Source organism: Priestia sp. FSL R5-0597, from assembly GCF_038006305.1.
Classification (GTDB): Bacteria; Bacillota; Bacilli; order Bacillales; family Bacillaceae_H; genus Priestia; species Priestia zanthoxyli.
This window is the reverse complement of the sequence record NZ_JBBOUZ010000001.1, coordinates 3,557,435-3,583,432: the sequence shown is the minus strand read 5'-3', so window position 1 is coordinate 3,583,432 and position 25,998 is coordinate 3,557,435. Positions and strand designations below refer to the sequence as shown.

At 39.7% G+C, this 25,998-nt stretch carries 32 protein-coding genes and 1 riboswitch; of the genes, 23 read left to right on the top strand and 9 right to left on the bottom strand.

Translation table 11 applies throughout. The annotated features are described in order from the left end of the window. The first annotated feature begins 24 nt into the window (after window positions 1-24). Together MKX72_RS18850 and MKX72_RS18845 are read left to right on the top strand one after the other, a co-directional pair. A complete protein-coding gene (locus MKX72_RS18850) occupies window positions 25-1,413 on the top strand; it encodes an amino acid permease (protein WP_033579977.1) in 1,389 nt (462 codons plus the stop codon). Between the two features lie 189 nt (window positions 1,414-1,602). After that, a complete protein-coding gene (locus tag MKX72_RS18845) occupies window positions 1,603-1,716 on the top strand; it encodes a YjcZ family sporulation protein (protein ID WP_080754474.1) in 114 nt (37 codons plus the stop codon). A gap of 41 nt (window positions 1,717-1,757) precedes the next feature. Here the strand turns inward: MKX72_RS18845 and MKX72_RS18840 are convergent, their stop codons facing one another. Beyond that, window positions 1,758-2,432, bottom strand: coding sequence for a hypothetical protein (locus tag MKX72_RS18840; RefSeq protein ID WP_155007730.1), 675 nt, complete (start codon window positions 2,430-2,432; stop codon window positions 1,758-1,760). A 481-nt stretch (window positions 2,433-2,913) separates the two neighbouring features. On the opposite strand from MKX72_RS18840, the gene MKX72_RS18835 reads away from it, so the two are divergent. The 4 genes from MKX72_RS18835 to MKX72_RS18820 all read left to right on the top strand — a co-directional run bounded on the left by MKX72_RS18835 (window position 2,914) and on the right by MKX72_RS18820 (window position 4,911). Beyond that, on the top strand, window positions 2,914-3,114 hold the full coding sequence (locus MKX72_RS18835; protein WP_013058502.1) for a cold-shock protein: 201 nt from the start codon (window positions 2,914-2,916) through the stop codon (window positions 3,112-3,114). Between the two features lie 77 nt (window positions 3,115-3,191). Then, window positions 3,192-3,347 (top strand): DUF3934 family protein, encoded by a 156-nt coding sequence (locus tag MKX72_RS18830; protein ID WP_162837669.1) that lies wholly within the window; start codon window positions 3,192-3,194, stop codon window positions 3,345-3,347. A 386-nt stretch (window positions 3,348-3,733) separates the two neighbouring features. Next, a complete protein-coding gene (sigH, locus tag MKX72_RS18825) occupies window positions 3,734-4,384 on the top strand; it encodes an RNA polymerase sporulation sigma factor SigH (protein WP_013058500.1) in 651 nt (216 codons plus the stop codon). 149 nt (window positions 4,385-4,533) lie between these two features. Further along, window positions 4,534-4,911 carry a hypothetical protein gene (locus MKX72_RS18820; RefSeq protein WP_033579980.1) on the top strand — a complete coding sequence of 126 codons (378 nt, stop codon included), beginning with the start codon at window positions 4,534-4,536 and terminating at the stop codon, window positions 4,909-4,911. A gap of 14 nt (window positions 4,912-4,925) precedes the next feature. Here MKX72_RS18820 and MKX72_RS18815 read toward each other — a convergent pair whose 3' ends face one another. After that, window positions 4,926-5,354: a hypothetical protein gene (locus tag MKX72_RS18815; protein WP_033579981.1), complete on the bottom strand. Its 429-nt coding sequence runs from the start codon at window positions 5,352-5,354 to the stop codon at window positions 4,926-4,928. Window positions 5,355-5,607: 253 nt separating this feature from the next. Here MKX72_RS18815 and MKX72_RS18810 point away from each other — a divergent pair, with 253 nt between their 5' ends. The 3 genes from MKX72_RS18810 (at window position 5,608) to MKX72_RS18800 (ending at window position 8,658) form a co-directional block, all read left to right on the top strand. Next, entirely contained in the window at window positions 5,608-6,060 is a 453-nt protein-coding gene (locus MKX72_RS18810) for a MarR family winged helix-turn-helix transcriptional regulator (RefSeq protein WP_034271293.1), read from the top strand. Beyond that, window positions 6,029-7,228, top strand: coding sequence for an MFS transporter (locus MKX72_RS18805; RefSeq protein WP_033579982.1), 1,200 nt, complete (start codon window positions 6,029-6,031; stop codon window positions 7,226-7,228). The genes MKX72_RS18810 and MKX72_RS18805 overlap by 32 nt, the downstream gene beginning before the upstream one ends. A 179-nt stretch (window positions 7,229-7,407) precedes the next feature. Continuing rightward, window positions 7,408-8,658: a C40 family peptidase gene (locus MKX72_RS18800; protein ID WP_155007731.1), complete on the top strand. Its 1,251-nt coding sequence runs from the start codon at window positions 7,408-7,410 to the stop codon at window positions 8,656-8,658. Window positions 8,659-8,697: 39 nt separating this feature from the next. On the opposite strand, the gene MKX72_RS18795 is transcribed toward MKX72_RS18800, so the two are convergent. Then, window positions 8,698-9,237, bottom strand: coding sequence for a DUF2199 domain-containing protein (locus MKX72_RS18795; protein ID WP_155007732.1), 540 nt, complete (start codon window positions 9,235-9,237; stop codon window positions 8,698-8,700). Between the two features lie 152 nt (window positions 9,238-9,389). Here MKX72_RS18795 and MKX72_RS18790 point away from each other — a divergent pair, with 152 nt between their 5' ends. The 4 genes from MKX72_RS18790 (at window position 9,390) to MKX72_RS18775 (ending at window position 11,731) form a co-directional block, all read left to right on the top strand. After that, window positions 9,390-10,055 (top strand): sigma-70 family RNA polymerase sigma factor, encoded by a 666-nt coding sequence (locus tag MKX72_RS18790; RefSeq protein WP_155007733.1) that lies wholly within the window; start codon window positions 9,390-9,392, stop codon window positions 10,053-10,055. Window positions 10,056-10,084: 29 nt separating this feature from the next. Beyond that, window positions 10,085-10,666 (top strand): ATP-dependent Clp endopeptidase proteolytic subunit ClpP, encoded by a 582-nt coding sequence (gene clpP, locus MKX72_RS18785; protein WP_034271305.1) that lies wholly within the window; start codon window positions 10,085-10,087, stop codon window positions 10,664-10,666. A 145-nt stretch (window positions 10,667-10,811) separates the two neighbouring features. Continuing rightward, window positions 10,812-11,456, top strand: coding sequence for a Bax inhibitor-1/YccA family protein (locus tag MKX72_RS18780; RefSeq protein ID WP_028409806.1), 645 nt, complete (start codon window positions 10,812-10,814; stop codon window positions 11,454-11,456). A 140-nt stretch (window positions 11,457-11,596) separates the two neighbouring features. Beyond that, window positions 11,597-11,731, top strand: coding sequence for a hypothetical protein (locus MKX72_RS18775; RefSeq protein WP_257041728.1), 135 nt, complete (start codon window positions 11,597-11,599; stop codon window positions 11,729-11,731). 84 nt (window positions 11,732-11,815) lie between these two features. Here MKX72_RS18775 and MKX72_RS18770 read toward each other — a convergent pair whose 3' ends face one another. After that, entirely contained in the window at window positions 11,816-12,058 is a 243-nt protein-coding gene (locus MKX72_RS18770) for a hypothetical protein (protein WP_033579987.1), read from the bottom strand. Between the two features lie 200 nt (window positions 12,059-12,258). On the opposite strand from MKX72_RS18770, the gene MKX72_RS18765 reads away from it, so the two are divergent. Together MKX72_RS18765 and MKX72_RS18760 are read left to right on the top strand one after the other, a co-directional pair. After that, on the top strand, window positions 12,259-12,711 hold the full coding sequence (locus MKX72_RS18765) for a hypothetical protein (RefSeq protein WP_028414939.1): 453 nt from the start codon (window positions 12,259-12,261) through the stop codon (window positions 12,709-12,711). 142 nt (window positions 12,712-12,853) lie between these two features. Then, window positions 12,854-13,537 carry a hypothetical protein gene (locus MKX72_RS18760; protein ID WP_328132295.1) on the top strand — a complete coding sequence of 228 codons (684 nt, stop codon included), beginning with the start codon at window positions 12,854-12,856 and terminating at the stop codon, window positions 13,535-13,537. 104 nt (window positions 13,538-13,641) lie between these two features. Here the strand turns inward: MKX72_RS18760 and MKX72_RS18755 are convergent, their stop codons facing one another. From MKX72_RS18755 to MKX72_RS18745, 3 genes are all read right to left on the bottom strand, one after another. Further along, window positions 13,642-13,803 (bottom strand): hypothetical protein, encoded by a 162-nt coding sequence (locus tag MKX72_RS18755; RefSeq protein ID WP_165636182.1) that lies wholly within the window; start codon window positions 13,801-13,803, stop codon window positions 13,642-13,644. Window positions 13,804-13,870: 67 nt separating this feature from the next. Beyond that, the gene (locus MKX72_RS18750) at window positions 13,871-15,187 is read right to left on the bottom strand and encodes a CitMHS family transporter (protein ID WP_034267599.1); all 1,317 of its coding nucleotides are present in this window, start codon (window positions 15,185-15,187) and stop codon (window positions 13,871-13,873) included. Between the two features lie 297 nt (window positions 15,188-15,484). After that, window positions 15,485-16,345: a LysR family transcriptional regulator gene (locus MKX72_RS18745; protein ID WP_049165982.1), complete on the bottom strand. Its 861-nt coding sequence runs from the start codon at window positions 16,343-16,345 to the stop codon at window positions 15,485-15,487. Between the two features lie 184 nt (window positions 16,346-16,529). On the opposite strand from MKX72_RS18745, the gene MKX72_RS18740 reads away from it, so the two are divergent. From MKX72_RS18740 to MKX72_RS18730, 3 genes are all read left to right on the top strand, one after another. Continuing rightward, window positions 16,530-17,657 carry a 2-methylaconitate cis-trans isomerase PrpF family protein gene (locus tag MKX72_RS18740; RefSeq protein WP_063247156.1) on the top strand — a complete coding sequence of 376 codons (1,128 nt, stop codon included), beginning with the start codon at window positions 16,530-16,532 and terminating at the stop codon, window positions 17,655-17,657. Between the two features lie 103 nt (window positions 17,658-17,760). Beyond that, window positions 17,761-18,426, top strand: a complete 666-nt coding sequence (locus MKX72_RS18735) for a cyclase family protein (protein WP_155007734.1) — start codon at window positions 17,761-17,763, stop codon at window positions 18,424-18,426. Then, window positions 18,423-19,265: a GNAT family N-acetyltransferase gene (locus MKX72_RS18730; protein ID WP_155007735.1), complete on the top strand. Its 843-nt coding sequence runs from the start codon at window positions 18,423-18,425 to the stop codon at window positions 19,263-19,265. The genes MKX72_RS18735 and MKX72_RS18730 overlap by 4 nt, the downstream gene beginning before the upstream one ends. 27 nt (window positions 19,266-19,292) lie before the next feature. Here the strand turns inward: MKX72_RS18730 and MKX72_RS18725 are convergent, their stop codons facing one another. Beyond that, window positions 19,293-19,877: a YjgB family protein gene (locus tag MKX72_RS18725; protein WP_049165979.1), complete on the bottom strand. Its 585-nt coding sequence runs from the start codon at window positions 19,875-19,877 to the stop codon at window positions 19,293-19,295. Between the two features lie 402 nt (window positions 19,878-20,279). On the opposite strand from MKX72_RS18725, the gene MKX72_RS18720 reads away from it, so the two are divergent. Continuing rightward, window positions 20,280-20,648 carry a hypothetical protein gene (locus MKX72_RS18720; RefSeq protein ID WP_048020426.1) on the top strand — a complete coding sequence of 123 codons (369 nt, stop codon included), beginning with the start codon at window positions 20,280-20,282 and terminating at the stop codon, window positions 20,646-20,648. 89 nt (window positions 20,649-20,737) lie between these two features. Here the strand turns inward: MKX72_RS18720 and MKX72_RS18715 are convergent, their stop codons facing one another. Then, window positions 20,738-20,887 (bottom strand): hypothetical protein, encoded by a 150-nt coding sequence (locus MKX72_RS18715; RefSeq protein ID WP_157876221.1) that lies wholly within the window; start codon window positions 20,885-20,887, stop codon window positions 20,738-20,740. A gap of 352 nt (window positions 20,888-21,239) precedes the next feature. After that, window positions 21,240-21,346, top strand: a riboswitch (SAM riboswitch). A 75-nt stretch (window positions 21,347-21,421) separates the two neighbouring features. Here MKX72_RS18715 and MKX72_RS18710 point away from each other — a divergent pair. The 4 genes from MKX72_RS18710 to MKX72_RS18695 all read left to right on the top strand — a co-directional run bounded on the left by MKX72_RS18710 (window position 21,422) and on the right by MKX72_RS18695 (window position 25,993). Continuing rightward, window positions 21,422-22,432: a BMP family protein gene (locus MKX72_RS18710; RefSeq protein WP_033579996.1), complete on the top strand. Its 1,011-nt coding sequence runs from the start codon at window positions 21,422-21,424 to the stop codon at window positions 22,430-22,432. A gap of 82 nt (window positions 22,433-22,514) precedes the next feature. Next, complete coding sequence (locus tag MKX72_RS18705; RefSeq protein ID WP_049166396.1) at window positions 22,515-24,047, top strand: ABC transporter ATP-binding protein; 1,533 nt, start codon at window positions 22,515-22,517, stop codon at window positions 24,045-24,047. Then, window positions 24,022-25,089 (top strand): ABC transporter permease, encoded by a 1,068-nt coding sequence (locus tag MKX72_RS18700; protein ID WP_176544749.1) that lies wholly within the window; start codon window positions 24,022-24,024, stop codon window positions 25,087-25,089. The genes MKX72_RS18705 and MKX72_RS18700 overlap by 26 nt, the downstream gene beginning before the upstream one ends. Continuing rightward, window positions 25,076-25,993: an ABC transporter permease gene (locus MKX72_RS18695; protein ID WP_049165977.1), complete on the top strand. Its 918-nt coding sequence runs from the start codon at window positions 25,076-25,078 to the stop codon at window positions 25,991-25,993. Before MKX72_RS18700 ends, MKX72_RS18695 begins: the two co-directional genes overlap by 14 nt. Window positions 25,994-25,998 lie beyond the last annotated feature (5 nt).

The following is a 25,998-nucleotide window of genomic DNA, read 5'->3' as shown; positions in this document are numbered from 1 at the left end:
CACGAGGGGCTAGGGGGAAGTAAATTGGCAAACAAAGAGTTAAAAAGAGGGCTTGAATCTCGTCATATTCAAATGATTGCTCTTGGAGGAACGATCGGGGTAGGGTTATTTATGGGTTCAGCAAGCACCATTAAATGGACGGGGCCATCCGTCCTGCTTGCGTATGCTATTTGCGGCGTTTTTATTTTCTTTATTATGCGTGCAATGGGTGAAATGCTTTACTTAGAGCCAAGTACGGGTTCATTTGCGACATTTGGTCATAAATATATTCACCCGTTAGCTGGCTACATTACGGCTTGGAGCAACTGGTTTCAGTGGGTGATTGTCGGCATGGCAGAAATTATTGCCGTCGGAGCTTATATGCAGTACTGGTTCCCGCATTTGCCGGCGTGGGTTCCGGGAATTATCGCCATGATCATTCTCGGTGCGGCAAATTTAATCTCAGTAAAATCTTTTGGAGAGTTTGAATTTTGGTTTGCAATGATTAAAATCGTGACGATTGTTCTCATGATTATTGCCGGTCTTGGCCTTGTTTTCTTCGGTCTTGGAAACGGGGGAGAAGCGCTTGGACTATCGAATTTGTGGGCAAACGGCGGTTTCTTTACAGGCGGATGGTCCGGCTTTTTCTTTGCGCTGTCGCTTGTGATTGCTGCCTATCAAGGAGTAGAGCTTATTGGAATTACAGCAGGAGAAGCCAAAGATCCTAAAAAAACGTTAACAAGCGCGATTCAAAGCTTGATTTGGCGTATATTAATCTTTTATATCGGTGCCATCTTTATCATTGTAACGGTATATCCGTGGAACGAGCTGGACTCACTCGGCAGTCCGTTTGTTTCTACATTTGCGAAAGTAGGGATTACGGCAGCTGCGGGAATCATTAACTTTGTGGTCATTACAGCGGCAATGTCTGGATGTAACAGCGGAATTTTCAGCGCAGGACGCATGCTTTATACGTTAGGCGTAAACGGACAGGCTCCAGCGTTTTTTACAAAGGTTTCTCGAAACGGTGTACCTATTTATAGTACCGTTGCGGTAATGATTGGGTTAGCTGCGGGCGTTGTCTTAAATTATATTGCTCCGCCAAATGTTTTTGTGTACGTGTACAGCGCGAGCGTGCTTCCAGGTATGATTCCATGGTTTGTCATTCTTATTAGTCAAATTCGTTTTCGAAAAGCAAAAGGAGCGGCGATGGATCAGCATCCATTTAAAATGCCTTTTGCTCCTGTGACGAACTACGTAACCATCGCGTTTTTACTTATGGTGCTTGTAGGCATGTGGTTTAATGATGAAACGCGCATATCGCTGATTGTTGGGCTTATCTTTTTAGCTATTGTCGTGCTGAGCTACTATGTACTAGGTATCGGAAAGCGCACGGAAGTACGGTCTTCTGAAAGACGTAAGCTAGTGAAATAAATGATTTTGTAAGAGGGGCTGAAAAGCATTTTCTTTTTTTACTAATGAGGTGCATGGCAAGAAGGAAAAAGAAAAAAGAAAAAACCAGAGTCAAATCGGCGTGTTCAGGCATAAGATAATCCAACTCAAGCGAAATGCAAGCGGCGTTTTTCTTGAGGAAAGAGTAACTAAAGAAAAGGAAGTGTTCGTATGTCTGGAAACGCTGGATGTGGATATGGATCTGGTTTTGCTTTATTAGTTGTATTATTTATTTTATTAGTAATCATCGGCTGCAGCTGCTACGGCGGAGGCCTTGGCTGGTAATTCACTCATTTAAAAAGCCCTATAAGGGCTTTTTTCAATGCTTATAAATAACGTTTTTTCCCGTTTTGATAAATGTTTACGTGAAAGCCGTTTACTTCATCCATAAAGATTTTAGAAGGAAAGTCGGCTGTTTTGACAGATGAAGTGATTTCGACAGTTTGATACGCCTTTGGTTCCAACGTAACAGTATGAAGCCTAGGCTTATTCATCATGAGTAAAAAAGGGGTATCTTCTTTAAAATAGAAGCGTTCATCCAGTGCTACTTCAAACGTAACGGGTTTTGAACTGTGATTTTCAAATGAAAGGTCACAGGTACCCGTTAATACGGTTTCTTTTTTATTTCTCTCAAATGTACAAATGCTGTTTTCCACATCGTAAGAAATGGCATACATACCTGGTAATACGGTCTTTTGCATCGCTTCAACTATATGACCAGGACCCGATATGACAATAAACGCAGCTAAAATCGTTAATTTTAAACGGTGACGATTTAAACTTTTGTAAAGTGCAAAAAGACCAAGTAAAAGTATAATTCCCCACGCATTGTTAGCATATTGAATTCCCGTCATTGTTTCTTCATCTCCATAGAGGGGAAGACCTAAAAAAGAAAAGACAGAATGACTGAGCGGTGTTGAATTAGGGAAAGGGATGTTTAAAATAAAAACAATCAGTAAAAAAATGAGTCCCTTTGTAAAAAGTGATCGTTCACGAATCATGTTGTTCCTCCTTAGCTATAAATCACGTATCATTATATACTATTATTATCTTTTTTTGTAATTAATGGTTATTTTATTGCGTGGGAGAAGAGAGAGTGGAAAATAAATTGATAAAAAATGTGCATGTCCATTTATAAGCGTCGTAGTTTCTTAGAAAGCAGGGTATGAAATATTTATTTTTGTGCAAATGATACATATTGCCGAATGAAAAAACTTTATGGCGCATCACAATCCAGAAATGTCGGTAGCCTCAAAGCTTACACAGAGGGTTTTAACCATACATAATTAGGATAAAGCCTGTCTTAGAACAGAGACTTGCTATTTCTAAATTGATATGTTACACTAAGTTTAATTATTTTTGTTCGGTATGAAATTGAAAGAAGAGAAATATTCTTCAATAGAAATTTTTATCTGGAAATAGTACGATTGAGCAAGGGTAGTAATATATGTGTGGAGTAATTCCACCACTGGAGGAAATAGTATGACTGAAGGTACAGTAAAATGGTTTAATGCAGAAAAAGGTTTCGGTTTCATCGAAATTGAAGGCGGAGAAGATGTATTCGTACATTTCAGCGCAATTCAAGGCGACGGATTCAAATCTTTAGACGAAGGTCAAAAAGTGACTTTCGACATCGAGCAAGGTCAACGCGGTGCACAAGCTGCTAACGTTGTAAAAGCATAATTTTATGCAATCCAAAAAAGACTCCGACTTTGGACGGGGTCTTTTTTTATTGTAGCAAACACGCAGGTAACGGAGGAATACGTATGAGTAAAGCAAAAGGTAAAGGCGGCACGGGGCGAGGCACCGGCAAAAAAGGATGGAACCGCTGGCAGGCGAGTGCAAAAAAGAAGAAAAATGCAAAGCCTTATAAAAGTAAGGGAACAAAAAATGCTGATAAGCCGGAAGGCAACTAATCCTATATGCGCAGTATCATCTGCAACTTCGACTTACTCTGCTTGAGTAAGTTTATTTCATATTGGAAGTATTTTTTTATTGCTTTTTTTACAGTTTGCTGTCACTATATGAAATAATAAAGTGATTTGTGTGAATTTTCTATAAAAATTGATTTTTTTTGCAAACACTTTCATATTTCGACAACCTTTTTGATTTTTATCGGTTATACTTCTTTATAATAGATTATAGAAAGATGCAGGGGAGCATAAAGTGAGAGAGGAAAGCGACAGTTTACTCTGTACGCTTTTTACGTTTCTGGACCGTATTGCAGTAGCGTCGTAACAAGTAGATCATGCATCAGTTTAGAACACATCAAAACTCAACTAAGTGTAACGGGGGGATATGAGTGAGCGTAGGCATCGTAATTGAAAAAGTTCAAAATTATGCTATGTTAGAAGATCATGTTTTGGTTGAAATGGTTCACAGCGGAGACGAAAAATCATTGGAGTATTTAATCAACAAGTATCAAAATCTTGTAAGGGGAAAAGCAAGAAAATACTTTTTGATTGGTGCTGAAAAAGAAGACATCGTCCAAGAAGGAATGATTGGACTGTACAAAGCAATTCGCGACTTTAACGAAGACAAGCTAACATCTTTTAAAGGGTTTGCGGAGTTATGTATCACAAGACAAATTATTACGGCGATCAAAACGGCTACTCGTCAAAAGCACGGTCCGTTAAATTCGTACATTTCATTGGACAAGCCTCTGTATGATGAAGAATCAAACTATACGCTGATGGATATGATTCCTGGCGATCAAATTGCTAATCCGGAAGCGGTGCTGATTCATCAAGAAAAAGTGGAAGACCGCGAGTTAAAAATTGCGGAAACACTTAGTGAATTGGAAAGAAAAGCATTGACGCTGTATATGGACGGCCATTCATACGCTGAAATTTCGAAAGAATTAAATACGCACGTTAAGTCAATTGACAACGCGCTGCAGCGTATCAAAAGAAAGTTAGGTCGAGACGTAGAAAGCAGACAAGCTATTTCATAATAGGTAAAGAGGACCTTATTGGATAATAAGGTTCTTTTTTTATTGAATAGGTGTCTATTCTGCACTGAAATATTTAACAAATTTAGGTTTTTACCATAATTTCCTTTATGTGTTAAACTAATAGCACGTTAATTTCGAAGGAGGATTTTATGTTTTTCTTTCTAGACAAGCATCATGACAAGCTAACGTGGATGATTGTAGGAATCGGACTTATTCTTTTTTTCGTAAGGCGAGATATGCTTACATTTGTATTGACCCTCTACATATGCTTACAGGGAATTCAACATCGCAGGCTTATTAAAAAGAAAATAAAAGCTACCTCTTGGGGTAAGCGTATTTTATACGTACTGTGTTTTTTACTATTAATTGTTGTATTGGCTTATTCTACGACTCATATGCTTGCTTGGGCACATACGCATCATGTGTTCATTGTTTTTCAATTCATTATGATTTACCTGCTGATTCTTTTAGGTAGGTTTTTACTGTCTCACGTCATTCCAAAAGTGATGAATAAGCTACATGAATAGAAAAGGGCCGGACCTCAAAGGGGTTTCGGCTCTTTTTCACGATCTTTTAAAATGTCTTGAATAATTTCAATATGAACAGAAGCCCACGATTGTTCACGGAAATGGAGAAACACGCTTGGAATGAGAATAAAAACATACAGCACGACAAAAATAATCCAAAGCCAGCTGCCGTCTTTAAATAAAAATTGCTGCAGCCGCTGCGAAAATAAAAAAAAGAGCCAAGGCAAGGCAGAAACAAGGATAGGGATGACGCCGGAGCCGTTTTTTTCTTTGGTCATTCGGTAATACACTTTTCGCAAAGTAGCGCTTTCTAGCGTAAGGTAAAGCTGCCGGATTTCTTCCATTTCCGCTAATTCATCAATATCTGCTGCGTTTTGATTTTGATGAGCCGCTTTTTTCAGTTTAAGGTAGACTTTATGAGCATCGCCGCGCAGTGAAAACATATACCAGCCTCCCGCATATTGTTTCGTCTTCTTTAACAGAGTTTGCAGGTGCATGTAAATCTATACAAAAAGTTTCGTGATACGAAAGAATAAGAAAACAGAAGTGTAAGCGTAAATCATTAGTAGAAAATAAGAGAAAACAGCTGATTTTTACTCTTTTTGGCCGCCTTTACACATCAACTAGCAGCACATATACTAATAAAAGAGCAATTAGTTACCTAGGTAAATAAAATGAAAAGGTGAGGTGAGAAAAGTGAATAACTTGGTGTTTCATGAGCTTCATCAAAAGTCGAGATTGTCTATTAAAGAAGTAAATGAAGTATTAAAAGCGTACGGGCTATACAGCTCACAGTATTCGATTTTATTTTGTTTAAAGCGATTCGGCTCGATGACGCAAACGGAGATTTGGCAGTATTTAAATGTCGAAGCGCCAACGGTTACCCGCACGTTAACAAGGCTTGAAAAAAGCGGATGGATCGTTCGAAAAGCAGGCAGTGATAAACGAGAGCGCATCGTTTATTTGTCTCCTCAAGCGAAGAAAAAGCTTCCAGAAATTCAGCAAGAAATTGAACGTTTAGAAGAAAATTTGCTGATTGCTTTATCCGACAGAGAACAGGATCAGCTTATTTCGTTATTAAAGAAAATTTGTAAATCTACAGAAAAGGGTGAAATGAATGACGAACCAGCAGGAGCCAATCTGGACTAAAAGCTTTATCAGCATTGCGATTACCAACTTTTTTATTTTTGTCGTGTTTTATGCATTGCTGACGCTGCTGCCGATTTATGTATTAGACGCCTTGGACGGCACGAGTACGCAGGCAGGGCTTGTTGTTACCATCTTTTTATTATCTGCGATTATTGTTAGACCGTTTTCAGGGAAAGTCATTGAAAACATTGGAAAGAAAAAAACGCTTGTATTTAGTACCCTCATTTTTGCGCTTTCTTCCTTCTTATATATGTTTATCCACCATTTTAACGTGCTTTTATTACTGCGCTTCTTTCAAGGAATTTCATTCAGCTTAGCGACAACCGTCACCGGAGCGATTGCAGCGGATTTAGTTCCCGCTAAACGACGAGGAGAAGGGCTTGGCTACTTCGGAATGTCAATGAACTTAGCTGTAGTTGCAGGGCCGTTTTTAGCATTAACGCTTCATCAATACATGGCATACAACATTATTTTCCTTGTATTTGGCGTGATTATGCTCGTTGGTTGGCTGTGTGGAATGATGGTCAAAAATCTTCAAGAAAACGCTGCTTCGCCAGTGAAGAAATCATTTTCACTGAGCGACTTGTTTGAAAAGAAATCCATGCCGATTTCATCTGTAGGTATTCTCGTTTCTTTTTCGTATGCAAGTATTATTTCGTTTATTTCTGTGTACGCACAGTCGCTTGGATTAATTAAAACAGCAAGCTTTTTCTTTGTTGTGTTCGCAGCTGCGATGCTGATTTCACGACCGTTTACCGGAAGACTATTCGATAAATCTGGTCCAAACATCGTGATTATTCCATCATGCGTTGTCTTTGCGATTGGTCTATTTAGCTTAAGCTTTACGCATTCTTCTTGGATGCTGCTGTTTTCAGGTGCATTAGTAGGACTAGGCTACGGAACGCTGCTTCCTAGCTTCCAAACGCTGGCGATTCAAGCAGCGCCTGCTCACCGAAGCGCATATGCAACTGCCACGTTCTTTACGTTTTATGATAGCGGAATTGCAGTTGGTTCGTTTGTATTAGGAATTGCAGCAGGTGCTTTAGGCTATTCAAAATTGTACTTTGCGCTTGGTATTTTTGTTCTTTTGATTACACTTTACTACAAGTGGATTGCAAATTTACGTCAAAAACAAAAAGCAGCAAATATCCAGGTGGGCATGAAATAAAAAAGCTCGGCGTAATATGCGCCGAGTTTTTTTATGGATTTTTTACAGGACTTTGGAAGGGAAGCATATTTAAGTCAAAAGGTACTAGCCAATTCCTATCCATCTGCACCATACTTTAACAGGGGAACCATTTACATATAAAACTTCTTGGATGAAATAAAAAACAAAGGAGAACAAACATGAAAGTAATGAAACCTCTTATGGTCACAGCGTTAGGGCTTAGTCTTGCCACTTTTTATGAAGGCGCTTTTCCTGCAGAAAAAGTTGTGCAAGTACAGGCTGCTACAGATGAAAACGTGATTGCTGATAAAGCAAAAACGTATGAAGGAGCCGATTATACATCTGGAGGAGAGACGCTAAGCGAAGGGTTTGACAGCTCTGGCTTCGTTCAATATGTGTTTAAGCAAGCGCTGGATACAACGCTGCCTCGTTCCGTGAAAGAACAGTCAGAGCTTGGGACAGACGTTGATAAAAACGAGCTGCAAGCGGGTGATGTATTGTTTTTTGACACTAATGAAAACGGTGAAGTGAACGTAGCCGCTATTTATATCGGAGACGATGAGATGATTTATGCATCTTCTTCAGACGGAAAAGTCGTGGTGAAAAACATTTCAAGCAGCGCCTATTGGTCATCACATTTCGCCAAAGCAAAGCGCATTACAGGAGCACCGGAAATTGCAAAAGATAATGAAGTCATTGCAGAAGCATTAAAACATCTCGGCACGCCATATGTATTTGGAGGCGAGTCGCCAACAGACGGTTTTGACTGTTCCGCATTTGTTGCCTATGTATTTCAACATGCATCGGACGTCTACCTTCCGCGATCAACCGATCAGCAGTGGCAAGTTGGAGAAGAAGTTGCACGGGCAGATTTAAAGCCAGGAGACGTTATCTTTTTTAAAGACACGTATCGTGAAGGGATTTCACACGTAGGCATTTACGCAGGCGGCAATCAGTTTATTCACGCCAAGCGCAGCGAAAATGTGACGGTTGATTACCTAACAAGCAGCTACTGGACGTCTAAGTACGCCGGAGCAAGGCGCTACGATGGCTTATCGCTGTCAAAAGACAATCCATTTGTGACGGAATCTCTTAAATATGTAGGAGAAGTACCTTACGCACAAGGTGGGACAAGTCCTTCTACAGGCTTTGATACAGCTGGTTTTGTTCAATACATTTATAAAGAAGCAGCTGGAAAAGACATTCCGCGCTATGCAAGTCAGCAGTGGGAAGCAGGAGAAACCATTTCACAATCTGACTTGAAGCCGGGAGATCTCGTCTTTTTTGAAGGAAGTTCACTTATTCCATCTATCTATATTGGAAATGACTATGTCGTTCACGTATCCACATCTGAGGGCGTGAAAATTACAAACTATAAAGTAGACAGCTACTGGGCGCCTAAATACTACGGAGCAAAGCGCATGCCATAAAGGTAAAAAACTAAGACAGTCTGGGGCTGTCTTGTTTTTTTAATAGGTAGCCAATTGTTTTTGTATGTCTTTGATTCGCTCTAGCGTTATCCCTTCCCGCTGCTCGGTGGCTAAAGGATGATCGGTTGGTTCTAATTCAATGAGAGGTCTCGTTCCAACAGGTCTTGTATGCACATTTGTTTTTAAATTTAACGTTTCAGGATAGCCTGGAATTGAAACTGAAAACCAGCCGAAATAAGGCGGTTCATGTTCTCTTTCGTCACTTTCCCATAAATTTATCATTCGATGAAAATTTTCTTCGCTTAAAGAAACCCAAATGTTCCAAATGAAAGGGTCTTCTTCATTAAGAACGGGAATTTCAACACAGCCTCTGACGAAAAAATGTTCTTGATTCATGATACAAATCTCTGAATATAGTTCAAAGTCGTTTTGTTTTTCGTCTTCTGACGCCTCATAATAGTAAAAAGGAGCTTCACTTGTATAACTCATAGGCAAAGCGGGCAGAGAGTGTTCACAAGTTAAGTCTTTATAGTGAAGTTTGTTCGTTTTCTTTTTGCCGTATAATCGTCTTCTTCGCATATCATTTTAGACTCCTTAGATAAAAGTATCTTCATTATAATACAAAAAAATGGCTGCTTAAGCGTATAATGTATAAAAAAGTTTGATTCCCCGTATCTTTTGAACTTCCTTTAATCGTTTAGTAAATAGAGAGTGCAAAAGGAGTGAAAACCATGTCACATTCAAAAAAAATTGAAAAACAAACAGAAAGCTTTAACGATGCCTGCTGGAACGAGCATTACCCAAAACTGCAGCAGTACTGCCGCTTTTTAGCACAAAATGTGTGGGACGGAGATGATATCGCGCAAGAAACGTTTTTAAAAGCTCAGCGATATAAAGGCGAAGAGCACAATTTGTCTTCTGCGCTGTTAAATAAAATTGCGTACCACCACTGGATTGACCTGCTGCGAAAACGAAAGCGTGAAGGAATAGTCGAAGAAAAAGCTTTGGAACAACAAGCCGACAAGCATGCGTTTGATAGTAAGGGACACTCGGTCGAACTGCTGCTTAGTCAATTTACGCCGAAGCAAGCGGTTATCTTTTTCTTAAAAGAAGGCTTTCGCTATCAGCTGAAAGAGATCGCTTCGATTTTACAAACGTCAGAAACAGCGGTGAAAAGCAATTTACATCGTGCTAAGCAGCGGTTAGAAAAAGACAGTGAGCCGTTTTCTACAGATTCTTTTTGGAATGAACAAGAACGCAAAAAGCTGTCAGAGCTGTTTTATAAAACGTTAGAATCGCAGGATCCAGCTCTTTTGATTCAAGCTTTACCTTCCTTAAAAAGCATCATCCAAAAACCGACGTATACTCCGACATGCACTCTCTACATGGCTGCATAGCCATATTACGTGTGATAGGGAGGATATATATGAGTACCATTCCATATGTAATTGAACAAAGTAACCGCGGTGAACGTTCGTATGATATTTATTCAAGGCTGTTAAAAGACCGAATTATTTTAATTGGTGATGAAATCAATGATCATATTGCTAACAGCGTGGTCGCGCAGCTCTTATTTCTTGCGGCAGATGATCCTAAAAAAGATATTTCACTGTATATTAACAGCCCCGGAGGTTCGACTTCAGCAGGGTTTGCGATTTATGATACGATGCAGTACATTGAGCCGGACGTTCAAACAATTTGCACGGGCATGGCCGCTTCTTTTGGCGCACTGCTTCTACTAGCAGGAGCAAAAGGAAAGCGCTATGCGCTTCCGAACAGTGAAGTTATGATTCATCAGCCTCTAGGAGGAGCTAGAGGGCAGGCGACTGAAATTGAAATTAGCGCCCGGCGGATTTTAAAATTGAAGCAGCATATTAATGAAATCATATCAACACGAACGGGGCAGCCGGTTGAAAAAGTGGCAAACGATACGGAACGAGATTATTTTATGAGCGCTGAAGAAGCAATGACTTACGGAATTATTGATGGCATTCTGTTGCCGAAATAAAGAGGTGACAAGCAAGCATAGACGGTAGCGTCTATGCTTGCTTGTCTATAGAAATAAGAAAAAAGACCTTAGTATTATCTTTATTTTTCTTGAAAAGGTAGGTATTATATAAAATATAACAGATTTTAGAAAGAAGGTTTTACACATGCAAGAAGTGATTGGAGTAGAGCAGCGGTCTCTGTTTCAAAAAGTATTAGTCACATTTATTTTTTCGTTATTTATTTCCACAGTTGGCTTATACGTAGGTCAATATGTGCCGCCGGCTTATTTTCTTCCTTTAGCGATTGCTGAACTTGTGATGCTGGTTGCGGCATTTATGTTACGAAAGAAAAAAAGCGTAGGATATGGCTTTACATATGCTTTCTCATTTATATCAGGCATCACGCTGTTTCCGATTGTCAGCTACTATGCATCAGTAGCGGGAGCGCAAGTCGTTCTTTATGCGTTTGGAAGCACGTTCGTTATTTTTACGGTGATGGGTGTAATTGGCGCAAAAACGAAAAAAGATCTAGGGTTTTTAGGCAGCTTTTTATTAGTGGCGCTGTTAGCACTAGTGTGCATCAGTATTTTCTCGCTGTTTAGTCCCTTAACAACGCCTGGACTCATGGCATTCTCAGTGATTGGTACCATCGTTTTCTCACTTTACGTACTATATGATTTTAACAAAATGAAGCATGGTGAAATTACAGAAGAGCTTGTTCCACTGCTGGCACTATCTCTTTATTTAGACTTTATTAATCTATTCATCAACTTGCTTCGCTTTTTTGGTATTTTAGGCAGCGATGATTAATAAGAAATAGGCTGGGACAAAAGTGTTCTAACTGAAGGGCGATCCGAACGGTGAAGATTCTTGATGGAGAATCTTCACCGTTCGGATTTTTTTATTGGTAGGATGAGCGTAGGTGTCATCCATTTAGATGCTTCTAGCTGTTGATTGGAGGGCAAGGCGGAGACTCCTGCGGGAGAAGCGGAATAGGTGAGAACCCGCAGGAGCGGAAGCGACGAGGAGGCTCAGCGGCCGCCCGTGGAAAGCGAAGCCTTGCACGGAAATCAACAGCGGTATAATAAGCAGTCCACCTCATGTATCCAATCTGTTGATCTTTAGATGGGATTGATGTAGTTATATCACAATCTCTTTTTTTGTTTTAGTTATTCTCCGCCATCCCCATCTCCATCCTCGCTAACGTCATCCTCTGTTTTTTCATAGTTTGGTCCGGTAGCGTAAGGTTCTTTCCAAAACTTTTCAAGCCACGTGGAGCCTGTAGCGACCGCGCCGTTTTTAGCATGAATAAATTCACTGATTGTATATATTTCAACGACTTGCTTTCGATATTTACGAAATAAAAATGCGCTGGCAACAACGCCAATACTGATGATTACATACGTATTCATGGAATCCTCCTTATAAAAGGGTTAGTGTTACGTATGACGCATAGTAAAAGAATATGCATAAGACGTTGTAACCAAACAGATTGATGTAAATCATAATTGTGACGATTTTTCATGGTTTCTCTTATGGATATTTTTGGTATTATATATTTGTGATGAAAAATAAGATGAGGAGAAGAGCGAGTCTTAAGAGGAGGGGAAGTATGAATAAAGTAGTTCTTACATCGTTATTCTTTTTCTTACTAGTTGGTTGCAACCAAGAGAAGGTCAATGTATCTACACCTAATGATGAACAAGTTCCAGTGTCAGGAAGCATTGTGGTTAATGACAAAGAGTATGAAATGCGAGTAGGAGAATATGAATGGAACGGTGACGATGGTGCGCACATAACCAAAACGGATTCTTACTCACCAAAAGAGGTTGCTAAAGAATTTGATGACCTCACACTAGAGAAAGATACCAAAGTTACAATTCTACTAAAAAACAATCCAAAACTTACAATTTATCAACTAAACAAAAATAATCAAAAAGAAAAAATTAAAATAACGGATAATCATATTGAAGTGTCTTCAAAGAGCGGTTACTATCTTTACGAAGTATCGGGTAAATGGCCTCATGGAAAGGCAACTTATTTATTTGATGTGAATGTGAAATAGCGAACTGATCGGATATTTGGGAGTTATAGTGAACTGCTATACATGCATGAATTTAAAAGAAGTTCGTTTAGTGGTGCGAGCCTTTGAAAAAATGGTAGTATAGAGCAGGTACATAGAGAACGCAAATTTTTTGGAAGGATGCATGCTAGTGGTGAATTTTAACGAGTTTTTTACCATTTCTTCGTATGAAGTAATGGAGCATTCGAGTCGAAAAGAAAACGGAAAGAATATAGATGAATATGAAGTGATGTTGTATAACGAAAACGTTAGTCAAACAGAAAATGTGATGATTAAATTTAAAAAGGTGAGCGATGAAATAGCAGTGGAAAAAGTACAAACTCTCTCTTACTTTAATCAACAGCGTCCTAAACACCCCTGTAAGATTTGCGGCAGTGAAGTGATGGTAAAAGAGAACAGCACTGAAGAACTGGATGTTTACGCGCATAATTGTTCATTTAACGATGAAGAAATAGAGGATTGTTTAAGAGAACTAGTACAAAATGAACTTTTGCAGGATGGGTTTACTCAAGAAGAATTTGAACGGAACTATGGAGTTAACTACCGTGATGACAGTAATAAAGAATATGGCTTTTACGACGCGCAGCAACGAAATACTTTTTATACCATCTTTAATGATAGTGTTTATCACACCTCATACGCAGGACCACAAGAGCTCCGCTGCAAGTTTTGCGGGATGGACGAAGAGCTGCTTGTTGTAGACGGAGCTTTCTATCAAAAATGTACAGCATTAACTCCACATACTAATCGAATTATTGATATGATTGAAGCAAGAAAACAAAACGAACCAGACGTAACAAAACGTTGATGAGAGAAAAGGGCCGGAGCTTGAGAAGAACAAAAAAAAGAAGCTTCCTTTTGAGCGAAAGGAAGCTTATCAAATTTGTACCTATAGGGTTGAGTGGTGCATAATTAAATAGCTATCGGAATAACCGATGAATCATTAAAGTAAGCAACTTCTGAAAGAATACTGCAGCCTTTCAGCTTTTTGAGCTGAGAAAGCGCTTCTTCTTTACTATCAAACTCGTACATTTTTATTTCATCTTTTCTGACATAACACGTAATCACATACATTTTAGAAGTACCTCCACCTATCATGTAGAATTTATTAATAAAAAGCTATAGCAGCTTTTATTCCCTATTAAAATAGCGTAAGTGCGCCTGTGACAATAGCAAGGACAATGAGAACAAGAGACGTTAAAACGGCCCATTTAAATGCAAAGCGCTGATGTTCACCAAGATCAACACCTACCATACCTACAAGTAAGAAAGTAGAGGCAACGAGTGGACTTAATAGATGAACAGGTTGTCCGAGTACTGAAGCTCGCGCAATTTCCATTGGATCAATTCCGTAGGAAGCAGCTGTTTCAGCGAATATTGGTAAAACACCAAAGTAATAGGCGTCGTTACTCATCACAAATGTAAACGGCATGCTTGTCAAAGCAACGATTGTTGGTAAAAACGAACCGAGTGAATCAGGAACTAAATGAATTAACAGGCTTGCCATTTCGTCAACCATTTTAGTGCCGGAGAGTATTCCTGTAAAAATACCCGCTGCAAAGACAAGAGCTGCAACGGTTAACGCGTTGCCTGCATGAGCCATTAAACGTTCTTTTTGATCCTCAAGTTTTGGATAGTTAATCATAAGAGCAAGCGCAAAACCAATCATAAATAAAACAGAAACGGACCAAATACCAGAAACTAATACGACCATAAGTGCAATGGTTAAGGCTAAGTTAATCCAGATTTTTTTAGGCTGCGTAATATCTTCTTGAGAAGTTAAAGACGCGTCTTCAGCAAAAGCAAGCGAGCTTTTTAATTCAAACTGCTCGATGTCAATAGCACCAAGTCGTCTGCGCTCTTTTTTTCCAAGAATATAGCCTGTAAAAATCACCCACAAAGCTCCGCCAATTAACGTTGGAAGAAGTGGAATAAAGAACTCTGATGCATCGAGGTGAAGGGCGACAATCGCACGAGTAGCCGGGCCTCCCCAAGGTGTCATGCTGCTCATAATACTAAGAGAAAGCATCGCAACCGTCGTTAACACTAACGGGCTCATATTCAGACGTTTATACAGTGGAAGAAGAGCAGAAACCGTAATCATATAAGTAGTTGTACCGTCTCCGTCTAGTGCAACTAAAAGCGATAGAAGAGCGGTTCCAATCACGATTTTGAGCGGATCGCCTTTTACGATTTTTAACAGCTGCTTAATTAATGGATCAAACAGGCCGGCATCAATCATAACGCCGAAGTATAAAATGGCAAACAGCAGCATCGCAGCTGACGGAGCTACTTGTTTTAACCCTTCTAGCATCATGTCTCCGACGCCTTTGCCAAACCCTCCAATCACGGCAAAAAGAAGTGGAATGACCATTAAAGCTACGATAGGAGACATCCTTTTTGACATAATGAGATACGTAAAGACAATAATCATTGTAAAACCTAGTAGTGCTAGCATTCAAACAACCTCCTTTATTTTCCCTCTTTTCTTTGAAAGCGTTTACTTTTAGAGTAAAAAAACGTGACTAACATCTCTCATCCCCATGTATGAGCTGTAGTTTGATTATTAAGAATTTTTAAATCCGCTCTTTACCCCCGCTGATGTTTCTTGTTTTCATGTTAGTACATTTTGAAAAATAAAGGAAATATAGGTTTTTTTAGAAAGTTCATAAAAAAAATTTATAATGGTAGTCTAGAAAAAAGCTTGGTCCAAAAGAGAGATTCTCTAAAGACCCAAACTTTTTAGCTTTTTGCTTTATTGTTCACTTAGCTTTAAAAAGTCAATAAATGCTTTCACGACCGATAGATTTAAGTAAGAAGGATCATACATGAGCCACGTGTTTCGAAGCAAAGGTGATTCATCTCGGTATGAAAGTCCGTATGTATATAAGTTGTCGCTGGAGTGAAGGCAAATTTCTGGTAAAATCGCAAAGCCTAAATCATTTTTAACCATTTCTTTAGCTGTTTCTTGCCGGTCAACTTCCATTGCCACAAACGGAGGCTCTGAAAACTTGTCATGCCACCAGTCTTGAATGAGATCTTTTAGCGACGTATCGGTTTTATAGTTAATATAAGGCAGGTTCGGCAAGTCATCGATCGCAATTTCTTTTTTTGAAATTAAGCAAAGCCGCTCTTTTGTCAGCAGTGATTTTTCTCCGTTCCACGGATAATTGCCTCGCAAAATACCAACATGAACACGCGAAGAGTCTAATAGATTCATAACTTGCGTACTCCACCCTGTATTTACGCTGAACTGTACGTTTGGATAGTGAAGAGAAAACTGTTTTAAAATCTTTGGAAGCTTATGCTGTGCGAAGTTACTCGATACCCCTAAGCGAAGCGTGCCTGTAACGGTTTCGCTCATATTACGCATGCTGTCTTTTGTTTCTTGCAGCTGCTTCCACATGTTTTCTGCATAGCGAACAAGATGCTCACCTTCAGATGTAAACTCAATTCCTTTTTTCGTTTTGAAAAAAAGCGTTACGCCAAATTCTTCTTCAAGATTTTTAAGGCGGTAGCTTAAAGAAGGCTGTGATACGTAGAGCCTTTCGGCCGTTCGCGTAATGTTCTTTTCTTCGTGAAGCGTTTTAATTAGTATCCAATCTTTTTGATCCATTCCAATTCCCCCTTGTATTTAGATTATAAAAAAATTTTTAAAAAGACAATAAATTTTATGTATTTTACTTATGACCACCTCTATTATACGATAAATGGCAAATGAACCGGTTCTAAATAGTAAAAAAATAAAATGGTTTGATGAACGCCTCGGCGTTTGTTAGTAGGAGAGAAAGGTGATTAAGATGACGCGTATTCCTGTAACGGTTATGAGAGGTGGAACGAGTAAAGGGGTCTTTATCAATCATGAAGAAATGCCTGTGAACAAATCGGATTGGGAACCGTTTTTGCTAGATATAATGGGAAGTCCGGATCAACGTCAAATTGACGGGTTAGGCGGAGCCAATTCGCTGACAAGCAAAATTGCGATTATTAAAAAATCAGATTTAGAAGAAGCTGACGTAGATTACACGTTTGCGCAGGTCAGCATCAGCGAATCTCTCGTTGATTTTAAAGGAAACTGCGGCAATATCTCCTCAGCAGTGGGGCCTTACGCAATTGAACAAGGACTTGTACAAGCTGTGGAACCGGTGACCAAAGTGCGGATTTATAATACGAATACTAAAAAAGTAATCGTAGCGGAAGTAGAAGTAGAAAACGGGAAAGTGAAAACAGAAGGAGAATGTATGATTCCTGGAGTGCCAGGTACGGGTTCACCTATTTATCTTTCGTTTGAAAACGGAGAAGGAGCCGTTACCGGAAAACTGCTTCCGACCGGGAACGCTATTGATCTTCTGCAAACATCTATCGGAACAGTAAAAGCATCAATTGTTGATGTAGGAAATCCGCTTGTATTTGTTAAAGCAGCGGATATTGGCCTAAAAGGAACAGAACTTCCGCATGAATACACGGACAAACAGCTGAAGCTATTTGAAGAAATTCGCTCCATTGCAGCGGAAAAAGCGGGGCTCGCACCTCAAGACAAAGCAACTAAACTATCACCAGCGGTTCCAAAAATGACGATTATTGCTCCTCCAATGGACCACCGCGACGGGACTGGCAGAGAAAAAGCTGCTTCTCAAATGGACGTATTAATTCGCATGATGTCGATGCAAAAACCGCATCAAACGCTTGCGATTACAGGAGCAATTTGTACAACGGCGGCTATCTATACAAAAGGCACGCTTCTGTCAGAAATGGTTCAACTAAAAGGCGATACGGTTCGACTTGCTCATCCAATGGGAATTATGGAAACCAGTGTAGATCTAAAAGAAGGACAGGTTAATGGAATCAAAGTAGTGCGTACGGCCCGTCTTATTTTTGAAGGATTTGTTTATACAAAGCACGCGTACGATGTATGTTTATCAAGTTAATCAAGTTAATAACGTTCTCTAAAAAAAACTCTTTCTAGGAAACTAGGAAGAGTTTTTTTGTGTTAGAATATTTTTACTAAATATCGAAAAAGTGGGTGGTAGTATGAAAAAAAGAACGTATATTGATTTAAGCCACATCATTGAAGACGGAGTTATCACACATAAAGGCTTGCCGGCACCGATCATTTGCGACTATTTAAGCCGAGAAGAGTCTAAAAAGCTTTATGAACCAGGGACTGAATTTCAAATCGGTAAAATTGAAATGGTCACGAATACCGGTACGTATATTGACGTGCCGTTTCACAGATATAAAAACGGAGCGGATTTATCTCAAACAGCTATTGATAAAACAGCCGGACTGGAAGGAATAGTAGTTTCAGTCGACCCGATTTTAACGGCTATTGATGAATCTCATTTTCACCATATAGACGTAAAAGGCAAAGCGGTATTAATTCACACGGGATGGGATCGCTACTGGGATACAGACGATTATTTAGAAAACCACCCATACTTAACAGAACGCGCGGCAGCTTATTTAGTGTCTCAACAGCCCGCTCTTGTCGGAATTGATTCGATGAATATTGACGACACAAAAGGAAAAGCAAGACCAGCTCATACGCTGCTGTTAGGAGCGGACATTGTGATTGCTGAACACTTATGTCACTTAGATCAACTAACGGAGTCCTTTTTATTTTACGCCGTGCCTCCTAAAATAAAAGGAGCCGGAACGTTTCCGGTAAGAGCATTTGCGGAGTTAGAAAGAAAATGATCCAGTTACATAGATACAGGGAAGTGCAGAAATTTAAAAACCAAGTCGAGCCGCTTTTAGAGAAAAATGAAGTTCTTCACAACTTAGCGCTTGGCATTTTACACAGCTTGCAGGAAAACAGCAAACCAAATTTTATGGGTGTTATTTTAAAAGACAGCCGTGCTGCGCTTGTGTTACTGCAAACCCATCCTCAGCAAATCATCCTGTCTCAAATACAGAAGCTAACGAATGATGAGCTGAACGAAGTAGCGGAGCTGTTACAAGAAACCGCCGTACCGGGCTTAGTTGGAGAAAGGCAAACGGTTTTATATCTTTCTCAAAAACTAGCAGCGCTAAAAAATCAAGAAGCTTCGTTGAAAATGGATCAGCGCATTTATCGGTTAGACAAAGTGAAAAAAGCTGCGGACGCGGAAGGAGTGCTGATAAAAGCAAAGTTGGAGCATCTTCCGCTCGTGACGGAATGGATTTGGGAGTTTATGGGCGTCATTGGAGAGCCTGTATCAAAAGAGCAAGCTGTCAAAACAGGCGAAGCTTTTATTAAAGCAGAACGGCTATTTTTATGGGAAGTGAACGGGAAGTATGTGTCAATTGCTAATGCTACGCGTCCGACAACCCACAACGTTACGATTAACTTTGTGTATACGCCGCGGGAAGAACGTAAAAAAGGCTATGCATCAAGCTGTGTGTCCACGCTTTCTCAGCTTATGCTAGACAGCGGTTTTCAAACAACAAGTCTATACACGGACACGACAAACCCTACGTCTAACAAGATTTACATGGAGATTGGGTATGAACACGTAGCTGATTCCGCATTAGTTTTATTTCATGAAAAAAAGTAGCAGGCTGCCTGCTACTTTTTCTATTTCTTAAGGTTTTGCAACTAAGTTTACGTGATTCAACGTTTTGCTATCATCAAAAATAAATTCAAGATCATAGGCGCCGGCGTGATACGTGTATCTCGTTTGAGTCGTACCATCACCTTTTACTTTGCTTGTAAAGTTTGGCTGACCTAATTCTTTCTTTAAGTTAGCTTGTGTGATGGACCCTAAATTTGTTTGACGCTCTACATTTGTACCAAAATAGCGGATTTCGTTAATGACATTATTTTGGTCATAACCAAATGCATATCCAGGGTGACCCATTTCCGCATGATAGTAGTCAAAGTTATTTGATGAACCTTCAGGCGGAGGACCGAACTGATCTCGAACATCTTGACGCAGGCTTTTGCCAATTTTTAAGTCTGCTGTTAATCGCGGCACTTCACCTTTCACCGCGGCGTTATAAATTTCGTTAATGTTTTTTACAGCTGTTTGACTTTGACTGCTTGTTTCTTGAGATGTAGCTGCGTGGGCTGGGGTATCAAGCTGAGCCACGGGAGCAAATCCAAACGCAGCAATTCCTGTAATCGTCGCAGCAGCAGCCGCTTTTGATAGTCGTTGTTTCATTTTCATGATTTTTTCCTCCTATATATAACGATTTAGCAATCTCAGTCTACCTAAAAGAGAAGGTAGGCCAGAATGGTCAAGGAGTCTTAGTTGAGTTGGTAACTGATATATATAATGTAACACGCCTTTCAGAATATAAACGTCAGGTAAGGTGAAAAGCAAAAAACGATTCATTTCTCATAGGTGAAAAGATTGGTTTTTATTCCTTTATTATGTAAAAAAACGTAATATAGGGAGGATTCTAAGTCTTTATAAAAAACTAGATAATAACTGTAAGTATGATACAATAAATCAAGTATTTGTTAAAAATATATATTGCTGCTGTGTATCTAGGGCTTGGCGTCAAAACAAGTTTAGGGCAATCTGTTGTGTTAAATAGAAGAAAAAGAATGTAAAGGAGAGAAAGAAGTGTCAAAACGATTTGTACTAACCGTAGCCGCTGGAGGATGTATCATAATCTTCGGCGCGCTGCTGCTACTAAACTGGGAAAAGGTGTTTGGAGACTACCGTCCCATTCAAACAGCAACAGCCGTATTCAAGTTAGAAGTGGGAAGTCAAGATGTAGCAAAGACTACGGATTCAGATAATGTTCTTTACTATATGGTGAAAAAAGGACATTTAGATGAATATATTCAACTGATGAATGAAAAAGGCTATGTGTTAAAAGAGAAAGATATTGATCATAACCGACTTGTTTTTAACAATGGACAAGAGGATGAGCAAATTTACTACAAGCGCTTTGCTAGGAAGTATACGATGATTGATGGAGAAGGGTAAAAGCCTTCACTTGGAATTACTACATACTAAAATCATTAAAAGAAAACACCACCTTGCGAATAAAAGGTGGTGTTTTTTGTTAGATTATCTCATCTTAGTTTTACTCTTGCTATCCCTGTTACGACCATACTCGTAATAAAAATAACTATGATTCCAATGTTGGTCGGGGTATCAAAAAATGTTTTTGAAATGGCTAAAGCGATAATAAGCCCAATAGCTATGCCAGATAGTTCTTTCATTAATTTCACCGTTAACACCTCTTAACAATATTACTAAGGAAAAGTCTAACATTATTGGTAAAGTGGTTTCAATTAATAACACATTAACCGAAGAGGTATAATAGAACTTATTTGCTACCACTAAACCCTCTTGACCGTCAACAGATTCAGTATAAGTGCTTTGTGAAGAAGTATAGAATGATTCAAGAAGTGAGGTAAAGGCTTTAACTTTTATTTTATATTTTAGTAGACTAAAACCGTATAATCCTATCTGTTTTTGAAGTTTTTTTGCGTGAAAAAGAAAAATAATATTGACAATTGTTGAAAAACTATTAATATTGACTATATTACATAAAACAAATAGCTATTGTTTTCCTTATCAAGAGAGGTGGAGGGACTGGCCCTGTGAAACCCGGCAACCGCTGTCTATGACAGAATGGTGCCAAATCCTTAAGAACAGTATGTTCTTGAAGATGAGGAAGAGACGTTTGGTTAACGAGCTCTTCCTTTATATAAAGGAAGAGCTTTTTTTATATTATAGGGGGAGTAAGTTAAATGAAGAGATTTCTTATTTTAGCAGTTGCGCTTGTACTACTCGTAACGGGCTGTCAGTCAAAAAGTACAAAAAGCAGTGGAAGTGAAGAGAAAGGAAAGAAGCGAATTGCTCTTGTTTTGCCTGAAAAGATTGGAGTTAACCCGTTTTTTCAGCAAATGGATGATGGAGCAAAGCGCGCTGGGAAGAAGTATAACATTGATGTAAAGACAATTGAATCTACGGACCAAGCAGCCATTGAAAGTAATTTGCGTGCTGCGGTAGCCGAAAATTATGACTTGATTATTACATCTTCTTTTGAATCCGAAGATGCGTTGAAAAAAGTAGCTCAAGAAAATCCGCAGCGTCAATTTGCGATTATTGATACAGTGGTCGATTTACCAAATGTAAGAAGCGTTGTATTTCGTGAGCAAGAAGCTTCATATTTATTAGGAGCAGCGGCAGGATTGATTACGAAAACGAATAAAGTAGGAATGGTTGCAGCTGATGATATTCCATTATTAAAAAAATGGACGGTAAGTTTTAAAGAAGGATTACAATCAACAAATCCAAAAGCAGAGTTTCTAGTAAACTATGTTGGAAGCTTCTCTGATCCAGCTAAAGCAAAAGAACTTGCTATTTTACAAGCTTCAAAAGGCGCTGATTTTATCGCCGGAGCATCAGCAGTAGGCGACTTGGGTGTATTTGAAGCAGCAAAAGAAAAAGGTTTTTATACGGCAGGACAAGATATTGACCGTACGGAAGTAGATCCAGAGCATATCGTTTTATCGCAGTTAAAAGGATCTGATGCAGCTGCTTATGAAACGGTAGAAGCACTCGCAAATGACAAATTTAAATCGGGCGTAGTGACATACGGCTTAAAAGAAAAAGGTGTTGGGTTAACGTATGTGACTCAAGACAGCAAGACGCCTCTTAGTGACTTTGTAGGACAAGATGTGATTAATCAATTAAAAGAAATTAAAGATTCGATTATTGATGGAAAAACAGTGGTAAAAGATCCGTTAGCAAAGTGAGTTGAGAAGAGAAGTCGAGTAAGGCTGGCTTCTCTTTCTTATTTTTGAAAAAAACCTAAAGGGGAAAGGAGCAATGAATGGAATGAGTGAGCTGCTGCAGTTAACGAATTTAACGAAGAAATACGGTTCATTTTTAGCAAACGATAACGTGTCTTTTACGCTAAAAAAAGGCGAGGTTCATGCGCTGGTCGGAGAAAACGGTGCTGGTAAAACAACGTTGATGAGGATGCTTTACGGAATGGAAAAGCCGAGTTCAGGAAGTATTCAGCTACATGGGAAAACCGTCTCGTTTTCATCTCCTGCGGATGCGATTAAAAACGGAATAGGCATGGTGCATCAGCATTTTATGGTTTTTCCTCATTTTTCAGTGGCTGAAAATATTGTCTTGGGGCATGAGCCAAAGAAAGGTCTCTTTTTTAATAGAAGGCAAGCGAAAGAGGATGTTCAGCAATTAACCCAAACCTATCAGATTTCAGTAGATGTTCATAAAAAAGTAAAGCATTGCTCAATTGGAGAACAGCAAAAGATTGAAATTTTAAAAGTGCTGTATCAAGGAGCAGAAATCATTGTTTTAGACGAGCCTACCGCTGTACTTACTCCTCATGAAGTGAAGGAACTATTAAAAACAATCCGTTTTTTGGCTTCACAAGGAAAAAGCATCATTATTATTACACATAAGCTGCAAGAAGTGATGGAAGTAGCGGACCGCATCACGGTTCTGCGAAATGGTAAAGTAGCCGGCGTCACAAATAAAGAATCTACTAATGCTCACCATTTAGCCAAGCTGATGGTAGGACGAGAATTAAAAGAGCGTCCTGCAAGAGTGCCGTCACAAGGCACCTCTCATTTAAGCGTACAAAATCTCTTTTTAAAAGGAAAAGGACAAAAAAACGTATTGCAAAATGTGTCTCTTCACGTTTCAGCAGGAGAAATTGTCGGTATTGCAGGCGTTTCAGGAAATGGGCAATCAGAGCTGCTTCAAGCAATCGCTGGATTAGTAGAAACAGACAGCGGAAGTATTAAACTTGGAGATGAAGATCTTACAGGGCAATCTGTGCGTGAAAGAAGAGAAGCAGGAATCGCTCATATTCCAGAAGACCGCTATATGTGGGGAGCCTCTAAAGACGATACGATCGAAGAAAATGCGCTGATGGGCTATCAGTATAAAGCTTCTTACTCGAAAATGGGCTGGCTGAAAAGAAAGATATTCAATTCGAGCGTGGAGGAATGGATAAATGAATTTTCGATTAAAGCCACTTCATCTAAGCAAAAAGCAGGAGAACTGTCAGGGGGGAATCTGCAAAAATTGATTGTTGCCAGAGAGCTTGGCCAAAACACTTCTTTTCTACTTGCTGCCGAACCAACGCGAGGAGTGGATATTGGGGCAATGGAACGTATTCACGACGCTTTGATTCAAAAACGCAATAATGGATCGGCTATTTTACTTGTATCTTCTGAGCTGTCGGAGATTATCTCACTATCAGATCGAATTTTAGTGATGTACGAAGGCAGTATTGTTGGAGAGCTTACAAGAGAAGAAGCGACGGAAGAGAAACTAAGCATATTAATGGCAGGAGGAACGGTAGAAGGTGATACAGTTGCAGAAACTTCTTAAATCATTGATCCAACCAATTGTTGCGGTCATTTTTGGCTTAGCAATAGGAGGCATTATTATCTCCTTAACAGGTGGTTCGGTTTTCCAAACATATACAGAGCTCTGGAATGGAGCGTTTGGTAATTTTTATTTCTTCACTACTACGCTGGCTCGCGCTACGCCTATTCTGTTAATTGCGTTAGGTGTCGGATTTGCTTTTAGAGCAGGTGTGTTTAATTTAGGTGGAGAAGGACAGATGGTCGTTGGAGCTATCAGTGCAGCGATTGTTGCTTATTACCTGCCGGCTCCAGGGGTAGTCAAGCTGATAGCGGCTATTGTCGCTGCTGTTGTGGCAGGAGGTTTGCTTTCCGTTTTAGCAGGATGGATGGAAGCCGCGTTTAAAATTCAGCTTGTCATTTCGACCCTTTTATTAAATTATATCGCTGTTTTATTTGCAAGTTATTTAGCAGGTCACCCTTTTCAAGATAAAACAGGCTCAGCTGCTCTCGCTCAGACGCCTATGATTGAGCAATCAGCATGGCTTGGAAAAGTGTTTCAAGGAATGCCTCTTCATATCGGATTTATCATTGCTTTAATTGGTGCGCTACTGCTGTGGACAGTGCTTCGCTACTCTGTGTTTGGGTACGAAGTGAACGCATCTGGAAAAAATCCGTTGTTCGGAGCGTATGGAGGCATTCATCAAGTAAAAGTAATGCTGTTCAGTATGTTTATTAGCGGGAGCTTGGCTGGATTAGCAGGAGGGTTTGAAGTGCTTGGTTCACAGTACCGATTTGTAGACGGTGCGCTTACCGTTCCTGGATATGCATGGACTGGAGTGATGGCTGCTCTGTTAGCAAAATCGAATCCAATCGGCATTATTTTTACGTCTCTTTTACTTGCCGCTTTGCAAACAGGAGCGATGGGGTTAGAGCGTAATACAGAAATTCCGTTAGAAATTGCGAGTATTATGCAAGCTGTACTCATTCTATTTATCTCGGCAAAATTCACAAAGCAGTGGTGGAAAGCAAAAAAGAAAGGAGCTGATATTCGTGGAGCTGCTTGATTGGTCACTTTTAAATGCAACGCTGCGAATGGTTGCGCCTATATTATTAGCGGCGCTAGGCGGAATGCTTTGCGCGCGCGTGGGCATATTTAATGTAGGGCTAGAAGGTCTGATATTGATTGGGGCTTTTAGCGGAATTGCCGGTAACTATTATACTCACAATGTCTTTTTTGCGATCGTGATTGCGGCTGGAGCAAGCTTACTTTTTGCGTTGCTTTTTGGAATGATGGTCGTGATGTTTAAAGCGAATGAAATTGTTGTTGGGGTGTCTATTAATTTTTTAGCACTGGGCTTAACGACATTTTTACTCCGGACTATTTTTCATACAAAAGGTGCCTATTACGATAAAAACATGCACGGGATAGGCACATGGGATATACCTTTAATTAAAGACATACCTATAATCGGCGACATTGTTTCCGGGCAGTCACCGCTTGTCTATTTTGCATTTTTAGCAGCTATTGCTTTTTATATCTTTTTTTATCGAACGATTTTTGGTTTTCGTCTTCTAGCAGTAGGCTACAATCAAGTAGCAGCAAGTACGCTTGGGTTAAAAGCAATAAGATATCAGCTGTTTGCGATCGCAGCATGCGGAATTCTGTGTGGGATTGCAGGAGCACAGCTTTCATTAGGGCAAGTCACGATGTTCTCAGAAGGCATGACTTCAGGGCGTGGATTTATTGCACTTGTTGCGATGATGCTCGGTCAGTCTCATCCGATCGGTATTTTAGCATCGAGTATACTTTTCGGTTTAATGGATGCGGTGAGCACACGACTGCAAGGTTTTTCAATACCGACCGAGTTCACGATGATGGTGCCGTATGTACTTACATTAGCAGCGATGTTTTTCCTGCGAGATAAAGGAGTCGAAACGAATCAAACAAGTCAGCAAAGTGCACGCTGATAAAA